This is a genomic window from Roseicella sp. DB1501, assembly GCF_013112485.1.
Lineage (GTDB): Bacteria > Pseudomonadota > Alphaproteobacteria > Acetobacterales > Acetobacteraceae > Paracraurococcus.
Genome location: NZ_JABFHG010000002.1, coordinates 595,880 through 613,578 on the forward strand (window position 1 = coordinate 595,880; position 17,699 = coordinate 613,578).

General features: G+C 72.3%; 18 protein-coding genes. 7 read left to right on the top strand and 11 right to left on the bottom strand.

The genetic code is table 11. The features are described from left to right. Positions 1 to 7 precede the first annotated feature (7 nt). Positions 8 to 1,573, bottom strand: coding sequence for a GMC family oxidoreductase (locus HJG45_RS06220; protein WP_171611207.1), 1,566 nt, complete (start codon positions 1,571 to 1,573; stop codon positions 8 to 10). Between the two features lie 135 nt (positions 1,574 to 1,708). Between HJG45_RS06220 and HJG45_RS06225 the strand changes: the two genes are divergently transcribed. Further along, positions 1,709 to 2,608, top strand: coding sequence for an alpha/beta hydrolase (locus tag HJG45_RS06225; protein WP_171611208.1), 900 nt, complete (start codon positions 1,709 to 1,711; stop codon positions 2,606 to 2,608). Between the two features lie 45 nt (positions 2,609 to 2,653). Here HJG45_RS06225 and HJG45_RS06230 read toward each other — a convergent pair whose 3' ends face one another. Together HJG45_RS06230 and HJG45_RS06235 are read right to left on the bottom strand one after the other, a co-directional pair. Then, entirely contained in the window at positions 2,654 to 2,965 is a 312-nt protein-coding gene (locus HJG45_RS06230) for a putative quinol monooxygenase (protein WP_171611209.1), read from the bottom strand. A gap of 66 nt (positions 2,966 to 3,031) precedes the next feature. Then, entirely contained in the window at positions 3,032 to 4,612 is a 1,581-nt protein-coding gene (locus HJG45_RS06235) for a deaminase (RefSeq protein WP_171611210.1), read from the bottom strand. 430 nt (positions 4,613 to 5,042) lie between these two features. Between HJG45_RS06235 and HJG45_RS06240 the strand changes: the two genes are divergently transcribed. Together HJG45_RS06240 and trxC are read left to right on the top strand one after the other, a co-directional pair. Continuing rightward, on the top strand, positions 5,043 to 5,264 hold the full coding sequence (locus tag HJG45_RS06240) for a hypothetical protein (protein WP_171611211.1): 222 nt from the start codon (positions 5,043 to 5,045) through the stop codon (positions 5,262 to 5,264). Between the two features lie 211 nt (positions 5,265 to 5,475). Further along, entirely contained in the window at positions 5,476 to 5,934 is a 459-nt protein-coding gene (gene trxC, locus HJG45_RS06245; protein WP_171611212.1) for a thioredoxin TrxC, read from the top strand. Positions 5,935 to 6,001: 67 nt separating this feature from the next. Here the strand turns inward: trxC and HJG45_RS06250 are convergent, their stop codons facing one another. Further along, entirely contained in the window at positions 6,002 to 7,024 is a 1,023-nt protein-coding gene (locus HJG45_RS06250) for an LLM class flavin-dependent oxidoreductase (protein ID WP_171611213.1), read from the bottom strand. A 270-nt stretch (positions 7,025 to 7,294) separates the two neighbouring features. Between HJG45_RS06250 and HJG45_RS06255 the strand changes: the two genes are divergently transcribed. Beyond that, positions 7,295 to 7,543 (top strand): DUF6582 domain-containing protein, encoded by a 249-nt coding sequence (locus HJG45_RS06255; RefSeq protein ID WP_171611214.1) that lies wholly within the window; start codon positions 7,295 to 7,297, stop codon positions 7,541 to 7,543. 97 nt (positions 7,544 to 7,640) lie between these two features. Here the strand turns inward: HJG45_RS06255 and HJG45_RS06260 are convergent, their stop codons facing one another. The 7 genes from HJG45_RS06260 to HJG45_RS06290 form a co-directional block, all read right to left on the bottom strand. Continuing rightward, a complete protein-coding gene (locus HJG45_RS06260; RefSeq protein ID WP_254452294.1) occupies positions 7,641 to 8,540 on the bottom strand; it encodes a metallophosphoesterase in 900 nt (299 codons plus the stop codon). Next, positions 8,528 to 9,157, bottom strand: coding sequence for a phosphonate ABC transporter ATP-binding protein (locus HJG45_RS06265; RefSeq protein ID WP_171611215.1), 630 nt, complete (start codon positions 9,155 to 9,157; stop codon positions 8,528 to 8,530). Before HJG45_RS06265 ends, HJG45_RS06260 begins: the two co-directional genes overlap by 13 nt. After that, a complete protein-coding gene (gene phnE / locus HJG45_RS06270; RefSeq protein ID WP_171611216.1) occupies positions 9,157 to 9,903 on the bottom strand; it encodes a phosphonate ABC transporter, permease protein PhnE in 747 nt (248 codons plus the stop codon). Before phnE ends, HJG45_RS06265 begins: the two co-directional genes overlap by 1 nt. Continuing rightward, positions 9,903 to 10,760, bottom strand: a complete 858-nt coding sequence (locus HJG45_RS06275) for a phosphate/phosphite/phosphonate ABC transporter substrate-binding protein (RefSeq protein ID WP_171611217.1) — start codon at positions 10,758 to 10,760, stop codon at positions 9,903 to 9,905. Before HJG45_RS06275 ends, phnE begins: the two co-directional genes overlap by 1 nt. A 34-nt stretch (positions 10,761 to 10,794) precedes the next feature. Beyond that, complete coding sequence (locus HJG45_RS06280; RefSeq protein ID WP_217362831.1) at positions 10,795 to 11,091, bottom strand: hypothetical protein; 297 nt, start codon at positions 11,089 to 11,091, stop codon at positions 10,795 to 10,797. A 68-nt stretch (positions 11,092 to 11,159) separates the two neighbouring features. After that, entirely contained in the window at positions 11,160 to 12,074 is a 915-nt protein-coding gene (locus HJG45_RS06285; protein ID WP_171611218.1) for an SMP-30/gluconolactonase/LRE family protein, read from the bottom strand. Positions 12,075 to 12,146: 72 nt separating this feature from the next. Then, positions 12,147 to 13,112 (bottom strand): alpha/beta hydrolase, encoded by a 966-nt coding sequence (locus HJG45_RS06290; RefSeq protein ID WP_171611219.1) that lies wholly within the window; start codon positions 13,110 to 13,112, stop codon positions 12,147 to 12,149. Positions 13,113 to 13,270: 158 nt separating this feature from the next. Between HJG45_RS06290 and HJG45_RS06295 the strand changes: the two genes are divergently transcribed. The 3 genes from HJG45_RS06295 to HJG45_RS06305 form a co-directional block, all read left to right on the top strand. Further along, positions 13,271 to 14,752, top strand: a complete 1,482-nt coding sequence (locus tag HJG45_RS06295; protein ID WP_254452295.1) for an amidase — start codon at positions 13,271 to 13,273, stop codon at positions 14,750 to 14,752. Between the two features lie 939 nt (positions 14,753 to 15,691). After that, the gene (locus HJG45_RS06300) at positions 15,692 to 16,978 is read left to right on the top strand and encodes a sodium:proton antiporter (protein ID WP_171611220.1); all 1,287 of its coding nucleotides are present in this window, start codon (positions 15,692 to 15,694) and stop codon (positions 16,976 to 16,978) included. Between the two features lie 286 nt (positions 16,979 to 17,264). Next, positions 17,265 to 17,699, top strand: a 435-nt coding sequence (locus tag HJG45_RS06305) for a hypothetical protein (protein WP_171611221.1), incomplete at its 3' end; no start/stop codon positions are given.

Here is a 17,699-nt window from a genome sequence, read left to right on the forward strand (position 1 = left end):
TCTCGCATCAGCCGGCGCGCAGGCGCCGCGCCAGCATCTCGCCGATCATCACGCAGGTGAAGTGCAGGTTGGCCCGGCAATCGGCCGGCATGATCGAGGCATCGGCGACGCGCAGCCCTTCCACGCCCCGCACCTGCAGCAGCGGATCGACCACGCCGCGCGAGTCCTCATGGGCGGTCATGCGGCAGGTGCCGGCGGCATGCTGGATGTCGCCGGCCTCCTGCAGCATCAGCGCGTCCAGCGCATCATCGGGCAGCGCCGCGGCCTCGGCCATCGCCAGGTCGCTATCGCCGAAGCGAATCGCCCCGGCGATGCCGGCGACGGGCGGCAGGGCGCAGAGCGCGGCCAGGCGCCGCACGCCGTCGCGCAGCCGCAGCCGGTCGCGCGGATCGGCCAGCATGTTCTCCTCGACCAGCGGGTTGGCCTCCGGATCGGCCGAGGCCAGCCGCACCTCGCCGCGCGAGAAGGCGTCGTAGAGGGCGACACCGATGGCGCCGACCGGCGCCGGCCTTTCGCCCTCCAGCCCGCGATGGTTGTAGGCGATCATGATCATGTCCCGCTCGCCGCCGCCGCCGAGACCGCTGCTGTAGGTGACGCAGCAATTGGTGTGGCGGGCATCGGGATCGGTCGCCGCATGGCCTGGCTTCAGCATCAGCGTCGCCCGCAGGATCGGATGGTCCATGAAGTGCCGCCCGACCGCGGGCAGGTCCTGCAGCACCGGGATGCCGAGCGCGGCGAGCTGCGGCGCCGGGCCGAGGCCGGAGCGCATGAGGATCGTCGGACTGTGGATGGCGCCGGCGCAGAGCACCACCAGCCGCGCCGGGACCTCCTCCCAGGCCCCGCCCTCGCGCCGCGCGCGGACGCCCCTGGCGCGGCGCCCCTCGAAGAGCACACGATCGACCAGCATGCCGCCGCGGATCTCGAGATTCGGCCGGTGGCGGGCCGGCTCGAGATAGGCGTCGTTCGTCGTCACCCGCTTCCCATCGCGGCTGTTGATCGGGTTGCAGGAGACGCCCTCGCCCTCCGGCGCGTTGAGGTCGGGCTTCCAGGGATGCCCGGCGGCGAGCGCCGCGTCGCGCAACGCGAGGTCGACCGCGCCCCAATCCGCCTCCGGCATCCGGAAGACCGGCAGCGGGCCGCCGCGGCGGATGCCGGGCGCGGCGCCGCTCAGCGCATCGTCCTCGATGGCGTCGAAGACCGGAAGCACATCGGCCGCCGACCAGCCCTCGCAGCCGGCCTCCGCCCAGGCATCGAAGGCGGCCGGCACGCCGCGGATGGCGATCTGCGCATTCACCGTGGAGGAGCCGCCGAGCGCCCTGCCGCGCCAATAGAATTTCGGCGCCTGCGCCGCCGTGCGGCGGGCCGTCAGCCCCGGCCATTGCCACGCCGCCTGATGCGCCGGATCATGCATGAAGGGCACGATGTTGGCGCTGCGCAGCGCATGCGGCGCCTCCGCGCCGCGCCAGTCGCGGCCGGCCTCGAGCAGCAGAACGCGACGGCCGGCATCCTCGCTGAGACGGGCGGCGAGCGGCGCGCCGGCCGAGCCGGCCCCGACCACGATGACGTCATACATGCAGGCAGATCCCCTCCAAGGCGGCACGCCGGGCACTGCAAGCGGCATGCCGTGCCGCCCGCCGCGACCTTGCGGGCCGGCGGCGCGCGGGTGGATGCTCCTGCCTTCGCATCCACGCGACAAGGGAGGAAGACCATGCCGAAGCGCCAGCCCGATGCCGAGATCGAGGCCATCCGCGCCGTCCTCACCGCCCGGCCGCGGCCGCCGGAGCTGGCCGAGCGCCGCCGGCGGCTCGATGCGCTCGGCGGCAGCTACGCGCTGCCCGGCGATGTTCGCGTCGAGCCGACCAGCGCCGGCGGCGTGCCGGCGGAATGGACCGAGGCGCCGGGGGCGGATGCCTCGCGCGTGCTGCTCTACCTGCATGGCGGCGGCTATGTCGCCGGCTCGCTCACCAGCCACCGGCCGATGGTGGCCGAAGCCGGGCGGCAGGCCGGGATGCGCACCCTCGCCCTCGACTACCGGCTCGCGCCCGAGCATCCCTTCCCCGCCGCGCTCGAGGACGCCATCGCCGGCTACCGGCACCTGCTGGAGCAGGGCTTCGCGCCGGAGCGGATCGCGATCGGCGGCGACAGCGCCGGCGGCGGGCTGACGGCGGCGACGCTGGTGGCGCTGCGCGACCAGGGCCTGCCCCTGCCCGGCTGCGCCTGGCTGATCAGCCCCTGGGTCGATCTGGAAAGCACCTATCCCAGCATGGCGAGCAAGGCCGAGGCCGATCCGATGGTGCAGAAGCCCTATCTGCTCGAGATCGCCGCCATGTATCTCGGCCAGGCGCCGGCGCGCACGCCGCTCGCCTCGCCGATCCACGCCGATCTGCACGGCCTGCCGCCGATGCTGGTGCAGGTGGGCTCGGCCGAGACGTTGCTCGACGAGGATGTCGCCTTCGCCGGCCGGGCTGGTGCGGCCGAGGTGGCGGTGACGCTGGAGGTCTGGCCTGACATGATCCATGTCTGGCACCTGTTCCATCCGCAGCTCGCCGCCGGCCGCCGCGCCATCGCCGCGGCCGGCCAGTTCATCCGCACCCAACTCGCCGCCTGATGCCGAAGGCCGTTGCCGGGAGACCGGCAACGGCCCGCCGCGATGTCAGGCCGCGGGCTCGAGCACGTGGATGACGCGGCTGGCGATCATCTCCTTCGTCTTCGCCGCATAGGCCGCCATATGCGGCGCGGCGGCATGCGCGGCGAGCGCCTCCTTGCTCTCCCACTTCTCGATGACGAGGAAGGTGTCGGCGCCGAAGGGCGTCTGGAACTTGCCCATACCCTCGGCATCGATCGCCGGGCCGTATTCGATGCAGCCCTTCTCGGCATGCACCGCCGGCATGTTGGCGCGGAAATGCTCGAGGATCTGCCCGCGCATGCCGGGCTTGGCGGTGATGATGGCGATCACGTGGATCATGGCTGGACGTTCCCCTGTTTGCCGAGGCGGTGAGCCTAGGCCGGGGCGTTCCACCTGCCAATCCGCTCAACCGGTGCCGGCGAAGCGCGCGGCGATCTCGGCCTCGAGCGCCCGGTAGCCGTCGCGCAGCGGCAGGCGGTTCTCGAAGGCGCCCTCGGGCGCGGGCAGCAGTCGGCCGGACATGCCGTCCTTCACCTCGCCATCCTTGAGGAAGGCGCGGCGGAACAGGCGCGGCGCGGCGCCGACATAGGGGCGGAAGCAGACGCGCTGCGGGCCGGGCCGACCGAGGCGGCGCGCCAGGCTCGGCGGCACCCAGCCCTCCTGCGGCAGGGTGATGCTGTCGTCGTGCAGGGCGAGCGCCTTGCTCTTCAGATAGGGCTCGATGAACTGCACCTCGTCGATGCCGGCGGCGACGATGTGCCGGGCGCAATTGTGGCAGGGGAAGGTGGTGACGAAGAGCCGCGCCCCGACGGTGGAGACGCCGCGCCGCGCCGCCGAGACCAGCGCATCCATCTCGGCATGCACGGAGCGGCTGAACTCCACCAGATGGCCGAGCCGCGAGCGCCGCAGCCGCCGCGCCAGCGCGGTGCGCGCCGTCTCGTCGCCGAGCGCGACCCCCTCCTCGGCCAGCAGGTCGAGGACGTGGTCGACCAGCTTGTTGCGCTCGTCGGTGTTGCGGCAGAAGCCGCCATAGGCGTGGCAACGGCCGCGCTCGACCTCGGCCGGGTCGTCCATGCCCTCGCCATAGAGGCCGCCGCCGGCGCGCGGCACCTCGTTGCAGCCGGTGGCCAGCAGTTGGCCGTCCTGGCCGAGCAGCACGGCGCCGACCTGGCGCGACAGGCAGGCGCTGCCGAGCCGCGCCGCATAGGCGTGATACATCGCCTGCTCCGCCTCGGTCGGCCGCAGCATCGGCCGTTCGGCCCGGACCAGCGCCAGGAAGCGCTCGAGATCGGCGGTGACCGGCCAGGCATCGAGCACCGCATCGGGCGCATCCGCCTGCGGCAGGGCGGCCGAGCTGTCGCAGTGGAAATCGGCGTAGCGGAAGGCCTCGGCGACCTTCTGGCCATACTCGACCCCGGCATTCTCGTCGCGGCCCATGAAGTCCTGCACCGCCCGCGCCGCATCGGCATCCTCGGGCGCCAGGCCGTATTTGCGCATCAGCCGGGCATGCCGCGTGCGCTCGTCGCAGACCACGCCGACCAGCCAGAAGGCCTCGCCATAGACGGAGCGGAGCAGCTGCAGCTCGGCCGGGTGGCGGATGGCGTCGCAGACGGCGATCGGCGGTCCGCCGCCGGCGCGGGCGGCATGGATGCCGGCGATCATGCCGGCCGCGACGAAGGCGTTGTCGTTCTCGTGCCGCAACCGGCTGCCGATCGCCTGCAGGGCGCCGAAGCGGCGCATCGGCGGCTCCGCCATCGCGGCCGCCCAGTCGAGCGGCGCCGCCCGCGCCAGCACGTCGCTGGCCCGGATGGCGACCGAATCGACGCCGGCACGGCCGAGCAGGCGGCGCAGCACCCGCGCGACGGTCGAGGTGCCGGAGCCGACGGCGCCGACAACGCCGATGACCAGATCCGGGCCTTGCGCCGCGCGGGCAAGGGCGAGCGCCTCAACGCGGCCCGGTTGCGGCATGCTGCGGTGCTTGGCCAATCGGCGGCTCTCCTGCGGCGCGGCCCGGACCGGACGCTGTGACCCGGCCGGTGAGGCAGCGCCGGTTGCATCCGATCAGCAACCGCCATGCCGGGCAAATGACGCCGCGGTCAAGCGGCTGCCGAGGTTGCCGTGCCGGGGTTTATCGTCTTTAGCGAGAATGAAGAAGAATTTTTGCGCGCATCGAGAAAATGCTGCGTCGAACCAGGGCATTCCGCAGCGAATGCCATGCTGTGTCGGGCGACTGAGCAAGCTTGTGAGCAGCGCCGCAGCGGGCTTTGGCCTACAAGCGGCGTGCCGGGGCCGCAGAACCCCCGACAGTCGCAACGATCCGCCTGGGGTCCATGAGGATCCGCGCTGCCGCAAGGGCTGCGCGCTTCGCATGCCAGGCCGGACATCCGTAACAGAACGAGCTGTAAGCCACGCACGCATGTCGACAAGCGTCATCGGAAAGAACGGACCCGCGATCCCGCCGAGCAACCCGCGCAGCTACGAGGTCAGGGTGCAGCGCCAGCCGCTGCCGCCGCGCCGCTGGCTCTGGCTGATCGTCGAGGAAGCCTCCCAGGTCGTCGTCCAGCAGTCCCAGGACACCTTCCCCAGCGCCCAGGAAGCCTGGGCGGGCGGCCGCAAGCGGCTGGGCAAGCCGGCCTGAACCCCGAGCGGGCCCGACCGGGCCCGCGATGCGGCGGGTCGCGCGATGGCCTCGCCATGGCGGCGCCGGCAGGTCCCGGCGCCGCGAGCGTACCGCGTCCTTCCACGACGCCTCCCTATGCCTCTCCCTATGCCTCTCCCCTGGGCCGCGCGGCGGCCGGCGCAGCGGAGCCCGATGCCGCGATGCACGTTACGGCCAAAGCGGAGGAATCATGGCCAACAGCATTCAGCAGGTGGTCTGCCCGGCCTGCGACGCCATCAACCGCGTCCCCGCGGCGCGCCTCGGCGACTCGCCGCGCTGCGGGAGTTGCAAGGCACCCCTCTTCCAGGGCCATGCGCTGCCGCTGACCGAGGCGCGCTTCCGCCACCACCTGCGGCATAGCGGGCTGCCGCTGCTGGTGGATTTCTGGGCCTCCTGGTGCGGCCCCTGCCAGGCGATGGCGCCGGCCTTCGAACAGGCGGCGGCCCGGCTGGAGCCGCGCTGGCGCTTGGTGAAGGTCTCGACCGAGGAGGCGCCGCAACTCGCCGGCGAGCTCGGCATCCGCAGCATCCCGACCCTCGCCGCCTTCCTGGCGGGGCAGGAGCTGGCGCGCCAGGCGGGCGCGATGCCGGCGGAGCGGATCGTCGCCTGGGCCGCTTCGGTCTTGCCGCGCGCCACGGCGCCGGCCTGATCAGCGGCACGCCGATATCCCTCGGAGGCCGGGGTGAAGCCCCGCCGACCGGCCGGCGCCGCGACCCTCAGCGCCAGCCGAGCGCCGGGGCGACCTGCGTCAGGATGCCCTCGATGGCATGGGCGCAGTAATCGACGCCGAGCTGGTTCGGCACCGTCAGCAGCAGCGTATCCGCCTCGGCGATCGCCTCGTCGCCGCGAAGCTGCTCGATCAGCGCCTCGGGCTCGGCGGCATAGCCGCGGCCGAAGATGGCGCGGGTGCGCTCGTCGATGAAGCCGACCTGGTCCTGCTCCTGGCCGCCGCGGCCGAAATACGCCCGGTCCCGGTCGTCGAGCAGCGGGAAGATGCTGCGGCTGACCGAAACGCGCGGCGTGCGGACATGGCCGGCCTCCTTCCAGGCCGCGCGATAGGCGCGGATCTGCTTGGCCTGCTGGATGTGGAAGGGCTCGCCGGTCTCGTCGTCCTTCAGAGTCGAGCTTTGCAGGTTCATGCCCTGCTTCGCCGCCCAGACCGCCGTGGCATTGGAGCCGGAGCCCCACCAGATCCGCTCGCGCAGCCCTTCGGAATGCGGCTCGAGGCGCAGCAGGCCGGGCGGGTTCGGGAACATCGGGCGCGGGTTCGGCCGGGCGAAGCCCTCGCCCTTCAGCACCTCCAGGAAGACCTCGGCATGGCGGCGGCCCAGATCGGCATCCGTCTCGCCCTCGGCGGGGGCGTAGCCGAAATGCCGCCAGCCATCGATCACCTGCTCGGGCGAGCCGCGGCTGAGGCCAAGCTGGAGGCGGCCGCCGCTGATGAGGTCGGCGGCGCCGGCATCCTCCGCCATGTAGAGCGGGTTCTCGTAGCGCATGTCGATGACGGCGGTGCCGAGCTCGATCGTCCTGGTCTTCGCCCCCATGGCGGCGAGCAGCGGGAAGGGCGAGGCGAGCTGGCGGGCGAAGTGGTGGACGCGGACATAGGCACCGTCGGCGCCCAGCGCCTCCGCGGCAACGGCGAGGTCGATGGATTGCAGCAGCGCGTCGGCGGCGGAGCGGGTGCCGGAATGCGGCGAGGGCGCCCAGTGGCCGAAGGACAGGAAGCCGATCTTCTTCATGACGGGATGGGGTCCGGATGCGGCGGCGCCGAGGCGCCGGCGGGTGAAGCGGAGGCCGGGGCGGCGGGCCCCGGGCGTCGTTGCCGGCAATCTGGGGAAGAATCCGCCCGGCCGCCAATCACCGCGGCCAATGACCCTCATGCGCGGCCGGAAGGAGCGGCGCAAACCGCGCCCGCCGGGCCGGCGTTGTGGCCCATTGTTTCCAAAGCAGAGTCTCGCGTCCGGGCGTTCACGCCCACCGCGATCTGCTTTCGCCTCCGGAGACCTCCCATGGCCGAGCTCGACAAGACGCACCGCGACGCCCTGCCGGCGAAGGAATTCGCCTTCCCCAGGCAGCGCAAGGAGCCGCTCGAGGATGCGCGGCATGTCCGCAACGCCGTGGCGCGCTTCGACCAGGTCGAGGGCGTCACCGATGCCGAGCGCGACGAGGCCTGGACGCGCATCCAGGCCGCGGCGAAGAAATTCGGCGTCGAGCTGCACGAACGGAGCTGGCGCGAGCTGGGCAAGCCTTCGCGCTGACGGCCGGGGGACACAGGCTCCCTTCGCCGTCTCGTGCAATGCCGGCGCGGCCTGGACGCGGCGGGGCAACGGGCGGCGACGGTTCCGGGAGGCGCTCCTACGGCAGGCCGGTGCAGGCGCCCCCTGCCCCATGGCCGGCGCGCGGCCACAGGACATGGCTTGCCGCGAGCGGCCGGCCGCGGCGCGCCCGCTCCGCCGGCGGCAGCACATCCGCCGAGGGCCAGAGCCCGCTCGACAGGGCCGCGCGATAGGCATCGCCGAGGCCGGCGCGGCGCATCGCCCGGGCGGCGGCCGCATGGTCGTAATCGAGGGCCAGGTGCTCGATGCGCAGGCCCTCGGGCTCCGGCGTCAGCACCGAGAACCAGCCGCGCGGCGTGCCGTCATCGGCCGGCATGCCGATCGCCCCGGCATTGTGCCAGAGGCCACGGCCGCCACCGGGCCTGGCGCCGGCCAGCCGGGTGAAGGGCATGCCGCAATGTCCGGCGATGACGCCCTCGGCGCCGGTCGCGGCGATCTCGGCGGCCAGCACCGCCTCGGGCGCGGAGGCGAAGAGGAAGCGGTTGATCACGGTGGCGCCGCCATGCAGCGCCATCAGCCGCCGGCCGCCGATCCGGACCTCAATCCGCCGCGGCAGGGCCGCCATCCAGTCGCGGTGGCGCGGCGTCACCTGCCGGCTGGCATGGGCGAACCAGTCCTGCGAGAGCCGGTCGCAGGCCGTGCCCGCCGCGAAGCCGCAGCCGCAATCGGCGCCGCCGGCGGCCAGGCTCTCCTCGCAATTCCCCATCACCGTGGCGATGCCGCTCGCCATCATCAGGTCGAGCGTCGCCGCCGCATCGGCGCAATAGGCGACGACATCGCCGGTGCAGAGCATCCGCCCGGGCGGGATGCCGCGGCGGCCGGCCTCGGCCAGCAGCGCCTGCAGGGATTGCAGGTTCGAATAGGGCCCGCCGAAGCAGAGCACTGGGCCATCGCAGCGCATCTCGATCATCCCGGGCACAGCGATCCCTCCTCCAGGCGCAGCCGGCGGTCGGCATAGCGGCGGGCGAGTTCCGGCTGGTGCAGGATGAGCAGCACCGCCCGGTCGCCCCGTGCGGCCAGCGCCCGCAGCAGGGCGAGCACGGCGGCGGCATTGTCCGGGTCGAGGCTGGCCACCGGCTCGTCCGCCAGCAGCAGCGGCGCCCGCTGCATCAGCGCGCGGGCCACCGCCGCGCGCTGCCGCTGGCCGCCGGAGAGGCGATCCGCCCGCCGGCCCGCCATCCCCTCCAGCCCGACCCGCTCCAGGCAGGCCAGGGCCTCGGCCCGCTCCGCCGCCGGCCAGAGCCGCAGGGCCGAGCGCCAGAAGCCGATCCGGCCGAGCGCCCCGACCAGCACGTTCTCCAGCGCCGTCAGCCGCCGCGCCAGCGCGTGCTGCTGGAAGACGAGCGCGCTGGGCGGGGCGAGGATGCGGCCCGCCGCCACCGGCACCAGCCCGGCGATCGCCCGCAGCAGCGTGGTCTTGCCGGCGCCCGAGGGCCCTTCGATCGCCACCACCTCGCCCGGCGCCACGGCGAAGCCGATATCGCGCAGCACCCGCCTCCCCTCCAGCGCCACCGACAGGCCCTCGACCCGCAGCATCAGCCGAGCTGCCGCCGCAGCAGGCCGGAGAGCCGGTCGGCGGCGAGGACCAGCGCGACGATGATGGCGAGGATCGCCAGCACGCGGGCGAAGTCGAGCAGGTCCACGGCATTCTTCAGCTCCTGCCCCAGCCCGCCCGCGCCGACCAGGCCGAGCACGGTGGAGGCGCGGATGTTGAACTCCCAGACATAGAGCAGGGCCGAGGCGAGCTGCGGCAGCGCATCCGGCAGCAGCACCACCGCCGCGGCCTGGGCGCGGCTGCCGCCGGCGGTGAGGACGGCCTCGAGCGGCGCCGGATCGGCGGTCTCCAGCACCTCCGACCACAGCTTGCCGATGCTGCCGGCCGAATGCAGCGCGATGCCGAGCATGCCGGCGAAGGGGCCGAGGCCGACGGCCGCGACGAAGATCAGCGCGAAGACGAAGCCGTCGATGCCGCGCAGCGCGTCCAGCACGGCGCGGGCCGGGTGATAGAGGACGGCGATCGGCGCGACCGGCCGCGCCGCCAGCAGCGTGATGGGCAGGGCCAGGAGCATCGCCAGGGTGGTGCCGAGCGTGGCGATGCCGACCGTCTCCGCTGCCCGGTGCAGCAGGTCCGGCAGGCCGGAGAAATCCGGCGGGAAGGCCCCGCCGAGCCAGGCGGAGAGGCGGGGCAGCCCGGCCCAGAGGCGCGGCAGGTCGGGCCGCACGACCAGGAGGCTGCCGCCATAGAGAAGGGCCAGCGCCAGCAGCCCGGCGAGGCGCCGCATCAGCCCCCGCCGATGCGCCCGAGCGTCCGGCCCGCGGCCTCGATCATGGCGTAGCTGTCGGGCGCCGCCGCCACCCAGCCGGTGTAGTTGGCCGGCATCACCCGGGCGGCGGTCGCCTCGTCGATGGCGAGCGCCGCGTCGCGCAGCCGCGCCGCCAGCGCGGCATCGAGCCCGGCGCGGATGGCCAGGGCGTCGTTCGGCAGCGGCTCGGAGCGCCAGACGATGCGGGCCTGGTCCTCCCGCACCCGCCCCGCCGCGACCATGGCGGCGAAGTTGCGGTCGTAATCGGTGGCGAGATCGACCTGGCCGCTCGCCACCGCGATGTCGTTGGCGGGGTGCGAGGCGCCGTCGCGGTACTTGAAATAGGTCCGCGGATCGATGCCCTGGGTCTTGAACCAGTAATGCGGGATCAGCCAGCCGCTGGTCGAGCCGGCATCGGCGAAGGAGATGGACAGGCCCTTCGCATCCTCCGGGAAGCGCGCGATCGCCAGGTCGGGCCGCGCCAGGATGATGGCGTGATAGGTCGGCTTGCCCTGGTACTTCACGATGGCCAGCGCCTCCGCCCGGGCGCGGTCCCTGGCGAGCACATAGCCCCAGGGACCCATCCAGGCGAGATCCACCTGGCCGGTCGAGAGCGCCACCGCGATGCCGGCCCAGTCGGTGGTGACCGTCAGCTCGAGCAGCCGGCCGACCGCCGCGGCCATATGGGCGAAGAAGGGCTCATAGGCGCGGCGGGTGTCGCCGGCGGTCGGCTGGAAGGGGCCGACGGCGCAGCGGAGCGGCGCCGCCTGCGCCCGGGCGCCCCGGGCGGAAAGCGCGAGGCTGCTTCCCAAGGTCATCAGGCTTCGGCGCTGCATGGGGGCTCCGGGACAGGAAGGGCGAAGGCCGAGCCTATGAGGTCGCGCCCTGGCTCGCCAGCCAGGCGGCGAACCAATCGGCATAGGGCGTCGCCTTCGCCATGCGCCGGTTGTAGTCGGGGGCGCCGTCGCTCCACCAGACCGGGCCGCGCTCGCCGAGCGCGCGCTTCGCCGCATCGACCCGCTGCCGCGCCTGCTCGCGCGCCGCCGCATCGCCGCGCCGCATCGCCGCCTGCTTGGCGCGCCGCGCCGCCATCAATTCCCGCGTCAGCCCGGCCCGGGTCTCCGCCTCGAGACCAGGATCGGTGCAGCGCCAGAGGCGGCCGCGCACGACGAAGTAGCGGCCGTCCGGCGTGACCGGATGCTCGGCGATGCCCGCGCGTCCGCCCGCGATCGGCCCTACTCCTGGAAGTTCAGCCGCAGCCCGGGCTCCGGCCAGCGCATCTGGCCGAGCGCCCCCTCGCCCGAGAGGGTGATGGTCGCGGTGCGCATATCCGCCCCGCCGAAGCAGATATTCGTCGGATGGGTATCGGGCATCGCCACCTGATCGAGCACCCGGCCGTCCGGCGCGAAGACCGTGATCTGGCCGGTCACCAGCGTCGCCACGCAGATATTGCCCGATTCCGTCACCGCCAGGCTGTCGAAGCGGCAGAAGCCCGGCAGGCTGCCGATGCAGCGGCCGCCATGCGGCGAGGGAAAGGGCTCCTTGCGCAGCACGCCCGGCTGCTCGATGTCGAAGGCCCAGAGCCGGGCGGATTCCGTATCGGCCACGTAGACGGTCGTCTCGTCCGGCGAGAGGCCGACGCCGTTGGCGCTCAGGATGGGATAGGCGATCTCCCGCACCGAGGAGCCGTCCGGCATGGCGTAGTACAGGCCGCCATGGTCGCGCGAGGTCGCGTAGCGCTTGCCGAGATCGGTGAAGTAGAAGCCGCCATGCCGGTCGAAGACCAGGTCGTTCGGCGCCGAGAGCTTGTGGCCGTTGGCGGCCTTGTAGAGCAGGCTCCGCGCGCCGGTCGCGGGATCGACCCGCTCGACCGAGCCGTATTCGTAACCCTCCGCCGGGCCCTGGCCCATGAAGCTGTCCGGCAGGTAGCGGCTGCCGCCGTTGTTGCAGAGGATCAGCGCCCCGTCCGGCGCGCGCGCCAGCCCGTTCGGGCCGCCGGCGGGCTGGCCGAGGCGCATCACCGTCCCGTTGGCGCCGACCCGCGTCACCCAGCCGCCATTGATCTCGGTGAGGATGATGCTGCCATCGGCCATGGCGACGGGGCCTTCCGGAAAGCCGAGGCCCTTCGCCAGGATGCGGATATCGCTCATGTCGTTTCCCTCTCCCTGGCCGGAGCGCCGACATCCCTCGGCGGTCCGGCCCCAAGCGGTCATGGTGTCGAGCTAGCCCGCCGGCGCCAGCGCGAAGCGCAGGGCGCGGCTGAGCACCGTGGGCACGACGGAGGCGTGGTTCTCGCCAGCGGCCTCGACGAACTCCGTGCGCAGGCCGGGCCGCGCCGCCAGCCGCCCCGCCATGGCCCGCGCGCCCTCGACCATGGCGCGGCGCCCCAGCAGCGCCGCCCGCGCCGCCGCGTCCGGAGCCTGGCGCTGCGCCGGCGGCAGGGTCTGCTCCTCGCCGCCGACCGCCATGAACAGGCCAAGCCCATCCGGTGGCCCGGCCGGCACCGGCCGTTCCGCGAAGCGCCGCTCCTCGGCCAGCACCGCGCCGTCGCCGAACCAGAGGGAGGGGCTGATCGCCAGGTGGTCGCGGAAGTCGCCCGGCCGGGTGAAGAGCGCGTGCAGGACCAGCAGCCCGCCATAGGAATGGCCGAACAGCGCCTGCCGGTGCGGGTCCGTGGCATGGGCGGCGGCGACCGCCGGCCGCAGCGTCTCGGCGATGAAGTCGAGGAAGGCGTCGGCACCGCCGGTCGGCCCCGGCGCCGGAAAGGCATCGGGCGCCGGCGGCGCATCCGGCCCGCGCGGCGGCAGCGCCGGCGTGTAGTCGAGGGCGCGCCGGCGCGGGTCCAGCATGCCCTCCGTCGGATAGCCGATCCCGACCACCAGCGCCGGCAGGACCCCGGTGGCGATGGTGCGGGCGGATTGCGAGCGCATGGCGTGGAAGGCGGTGGCGAAGACCGCGTTGCCGTCGAGCAGGTAGAGCACCGGCCATCCCCCCGCCGGCGGATCGCCGGGCGGGCGGCCGATCATGATGCGGTACTCGGCGCCGCGCCGCGAGCGCAGCGCCCATTCCGCGGTGTCGGGAAGGGAGACGGGGCCCGTCGCGCCGGAAGGCTGCGCCCGCAGCAGGCGCGGACTCACGGGTGCCAGGGCCAGGCCGGCCAGCAGGCCGCGGCGCCGGAGTGGCGGCATCGGGCGCCCGCCGCCCGCCGGGAATGCCCGCGCCCGCATCGCCATCCTTCGCTCTCGTCCCTGCCGTTCCGCGCCGGATCGTGCCGGGCGCGACGCGGTGAGGCAACCCGCTTGACCGCCCTGGCCATGCCACCAGACTCGGCGGGCGATGGAGACGGATGCGCGACATGACATGGGCGATGAGCTGGGATGAATGGGCGAGCCACGACGCCGTGGCGCTGGCCGGGCTGGTGCGCCAGGGCAAGGTGACGCGCGGCGAGCTGGCGGCACAGGTCGCCGCCGGTGTCGCACAGACCAACCCGGCATTGAGCGCCGTCGTCGAGCTGTTCGAGGATGTCCTCGCCGATCCGCTGAAGGATGGGCTGAACCCCGACGGCCCCTTCGCCGGCGTGCCCTATCTCATGAAGGATCTCGGCCCGACGCTGAAGGGGCGGCTGCAGGAGATGGGCTCGCTGTTCATGCGGGGCAACCGCGCCGCGGCGGACAGCGTCCTGACGGGGCGGATCCGCGAGGCCGGGCTGAACATCCTCGGCCGCAGCACGACGCCCGAATTCGGCTGCTGCAGCGCGGCCGACAACCCCGCCGTCTACGTGACGCGCAATCCCTGGAACACGGATTACACCACCAACGGCTCCTCCGCCGGCACGGCGGCGATGGTGGCGGCCGGGGTCCTGCCGATCTCGCACGCCACCGATGGCGGCGGCTCCATCCGCATTCCCGCCGGGGCCTGCGGCAATATCGGGCTGAAGGTGTCGCGCGGCGTCTTCTCCATCGCGCCTGCCGCCTCCGACCTGACGGGGCTCGTTTCCATCCAGGGCTGCCACAGCCGCAGCGTGCGCGACACCGCCGTCTTCGTCGATAGCTGCCGCGGCGGCGCGCCGGGCGAGTTCATGCCCTACTGGACGGCGCCGGAACCCTATGCCGAGCTGATCCGGCGCGATCCGCCGCGGCTGCGCATCGCCCTGTCGCATGAATGGGGCGACTACAAGGCCATCCCGCATTTCGTGCAGGAGCTGGAGCGGGTCGGCCGATTCCTCGAGAGTCTCGGCCACGAGGTCGACTGGGCCCTGCCGGCGATCGACTTCCACGCCGCCTTCGCGGCCCAGACGAGCTGCTACATCAGCAATTTCGCCCAGACCATCGCCAACCTGCTGGCGCCGCGCGGGCTCGACCGGCCGCCCGAGGGTCTCATCGAGCCGGTCAACATCCGCATCTGGGAAGCCGGGATCGGCTTCTCCTATACCGAGCGGGCGCGCATGCAGGCGGTATTCAACACCACCTCCCGCGGATTCGGCGCCTTCTTCGAGGATTGGGACATCATCCTGACCCCCGTCACCGCCCTGCCGACGCCCCTCTCCGGCACCACCGAGTATCTGACGATCAGCGACAACCCCTCGGTGCAGGACTGGTTCGGCAATCTCTGGCGCCAGTTCGCCTATACGCCGCTGGCCAATCTGTGCGGCCTGCCCGGCATCTCCCTGCCGCTGGGGAGGCAGGAGAACGGCCTGCCCCTCGGCATCCAGGCCCAGGCGCGCCAGGCCAATGACGGGCTGCTGCTGCAACTCGCGGCGCAGATCGAGCGGGCGATCGACGGGCGCTGGAATGACGGGCGCAGGCCGGCCGTGCACGTCGCCGGCTGACCGCCCGGCCGCGTCGCGGCGTCACTTCGTCGATGAAGGCCATGCGGCCCCGCGGCAGGCCATGCCGGGCCTCGAGCGTCGGCAGGACCCAGCGCCTGCCGAGGCCGCGGCGCAGGAGCTGCAGCGGCGGTCGGCGCGGCCTTTCCTCGACATAGCGCGGCGAAGCGCCGGTATGGACGGCATCGTCCACAACGACCACGTCCTTTCCCCACAGATCGAAGGCGAAGGAGGCCTCGCTTTCCTCCAGCGCGCTGTACCGCGCCTGCATGCAGCGCCAGAGCGGCATGAGGATGTTCAGCGCGATGACCTTGTCCGGGATTCTCGGCGCTGACGTCGCCCCCATCAGAGACTGCTTGTACCGGCTGCTGGCGCGGCGCACCTGGACCATCTGGAAAGGCACGCCCAGCCGGTCCGCGATTTTCCTGATGAAACCAGCGCGTCGTTCGCCAATCCGAGGACGAGACCGGGCCGGCTGGCCTGATGGAGGATCTCGGCAGCCAGTTCCTCGGACAGAGGCATCGCCTCGTCCAATGTCATGAAAATATTATCTTCTGCTATCGCACATGTTGCGTAATCGAGAGAAGATTCACGCAATGGCCAAATGCGTCCGCCCATTGGGAAGATCCCTGTGTGAACACCCGCTGAGGCCAGAGCATAATCCGCTCATCCGCCGTCGCGAAAAATGCTCCAGCCCATTGTTTTTGGGGCGTCTTCACCCGTTCGGGGGTTTCCGCTCGAGCGGGATCCGCTCCAGGGTGGTCAGGACGGGCGCCGGGGAGGGTTGGTTGGCGCGGAAGCGCCGCATGCGCCGCGCGGCCTTGTTGCCAAATCGGTCTCTTTGAGGGTCCGCTCGCCTGCCGTCCTGCTGGCCAGGCACGATCCCAGGGGCGCGAGCCGCGCCGCGGCAAACATCCGTGGCCTTCGGCTGTTGTGCCCTCCATGGCGCAGAGCGAATGGCTACCGGATCCCTACATTCTTTCCCTCACCGGTCTCGGCCTGCTTATCGCGCTCGTCGCCTGGTTGCCGCTGGCACTGAAACGCCTGCCGCTGTCCCTGCCGATCGTCTGCATCGGAATTGGCGCCGCGCTGTTCTCGCTGCCGCAGGTCGGCCTGCGGCCGCTTCCCTACGATTATCCCGGCGTCACGGAACGCTTTACGGAATTCGTGGTGATCATCGCACTGATGGGCGCGGGGCTGAAGCTCGACCGCGTCTTCGAGTGGCGCCGCTGGATGGTCGCCTGGCGCCTGCTCGCCATCACCATGCCGCTCAGCATCGCCGCCATCACCGGTCTCGGCGTCTGGGCGCTCGGCCTGTCCTGGCCCATCGCGCTGCTCGTCGCGGCCAGCCTCGCCCCCACCGATCCGGTGCTCGCCGCGGATGTGCAGGTCGGGCCGCCGAAGACCGGCGAGGAGGATGAGGTGCGCTTCGGCCTCACCTCCGAGGCCGGGCTGAATGATGGCCTCGCCTTCCCCTTCGTCCAGCTCGCCATCGCCCTGGCCGCCGCGGCGAGCACGGGCGAGCCCTGGTTCGTCGAGTGGCTAACCTACCGGGTGCTGTGGGAGATCGGCGCCGGCATTCTGGGCGGCTGGCTGATCGGCCGCGCCTTCGGCTGGCTCACCTTCCACGTGCCCGCCGAGAAGAAGCTCGTCAGGACCGATGACGGGCTGATCGCCATCGCGGCGACCCTGGTCTCCTACGGCCTGACCGAGATCATCCACTCCTACGGCTTCCTCGCCGTCTTCGTCACCGCCCTCACCTTCCGCCGCACGCATCGCGAGCACGAGTTCCAGCTCCGTATGCACGACGTGACGGAGCAGATCGAGCGCCTGGCGATGATGGTGCTGCTGCTGCTGTTCGGCGGCGCGCTGATCAGCGGGTTGCTCGCCGCCGTCTCCTGGGTCGAGGCCGGCCTCGCTCTGGCCATCCTGCTCGTGATCCGGCCTGTCTCGGGGCTGATCGGCCTCGCCGGCTTCCGGGCGGAATGGGGCGAAAAGCTGACGCTCGCCTTCTTCGGCATCCGCGGCGTCGGCTCGCTCTACTACCTCTCCTACGGGCTGAACCGCATGGAGGTGGCGCAAGCGGAGCATCTCTGGGGGTTCGTCGGGCTGGTCGTCCTGCTGTCGATCCTGCTGCACGGCCTGACCGTCACGCCGATCATGCGCTCGCTCGACCGGCGGCAGGGACGCGATCCGGATACCGGAGAGGCGATCGAGGAGAAGGAGTGACGGCTGCGGTCCCGCCTTCCATGCGCCCCGGAAAGCCGCCCTGCGCAGCGGCCGAAAACCCGGCGTAAATCAATCTCAAGATGATAGACTGACTTTAAATTCACTCACTGCGATCTCATTTGCTGATCCGTTACGATCTGTTTACGCAATGCGACAGGCCGCCACATCGGCCGGACCCGTCCACTTCGATGGTCAAGCCTCGGACGGATCGCAAGCGATCATCAAAAGGGATCGAACTGCCATGGTCACGCCGGCGCCTTGGTCACTGACGGATCCTGCTCACTCGGTGTTCGCGGTCGGCACGACCGGGGGCGCGGAGGCGGTGCCCGTCGCGGTGTGGCTGGAGAGCCAGTTCGCCGTGGTCTGGCAGGTTGGCAGCAGCGTCCTGCTCAAGCCCCTCAACGCCCTCGGCCAGCCCGACGGCGAGTTCGCCACCGGCGCCGACCAGTATGTCCTGAAGTCCGGCGGCGCCGCGGCGCACAACCTGGTGGCCGGCACCGCCGGCGCCCTCGGCGTCGTCGCCGTCTGGGAGGAGGGCAGCCCCGGCGCCACGGTGCTCAAGGGCGCCTTCATGTCCGCCTCCGCCACCACCGCCACCCCCCTCACCTTCGAGCTGCCCCACCCGCCAGGCTCCGGCGCCCTCAGCCAGGCCTCCGTCGCCGCCTACGAGACGCTGGTCGACAACACGACCCTCGAGGCCGGCTTCCACGTCGTCTACACC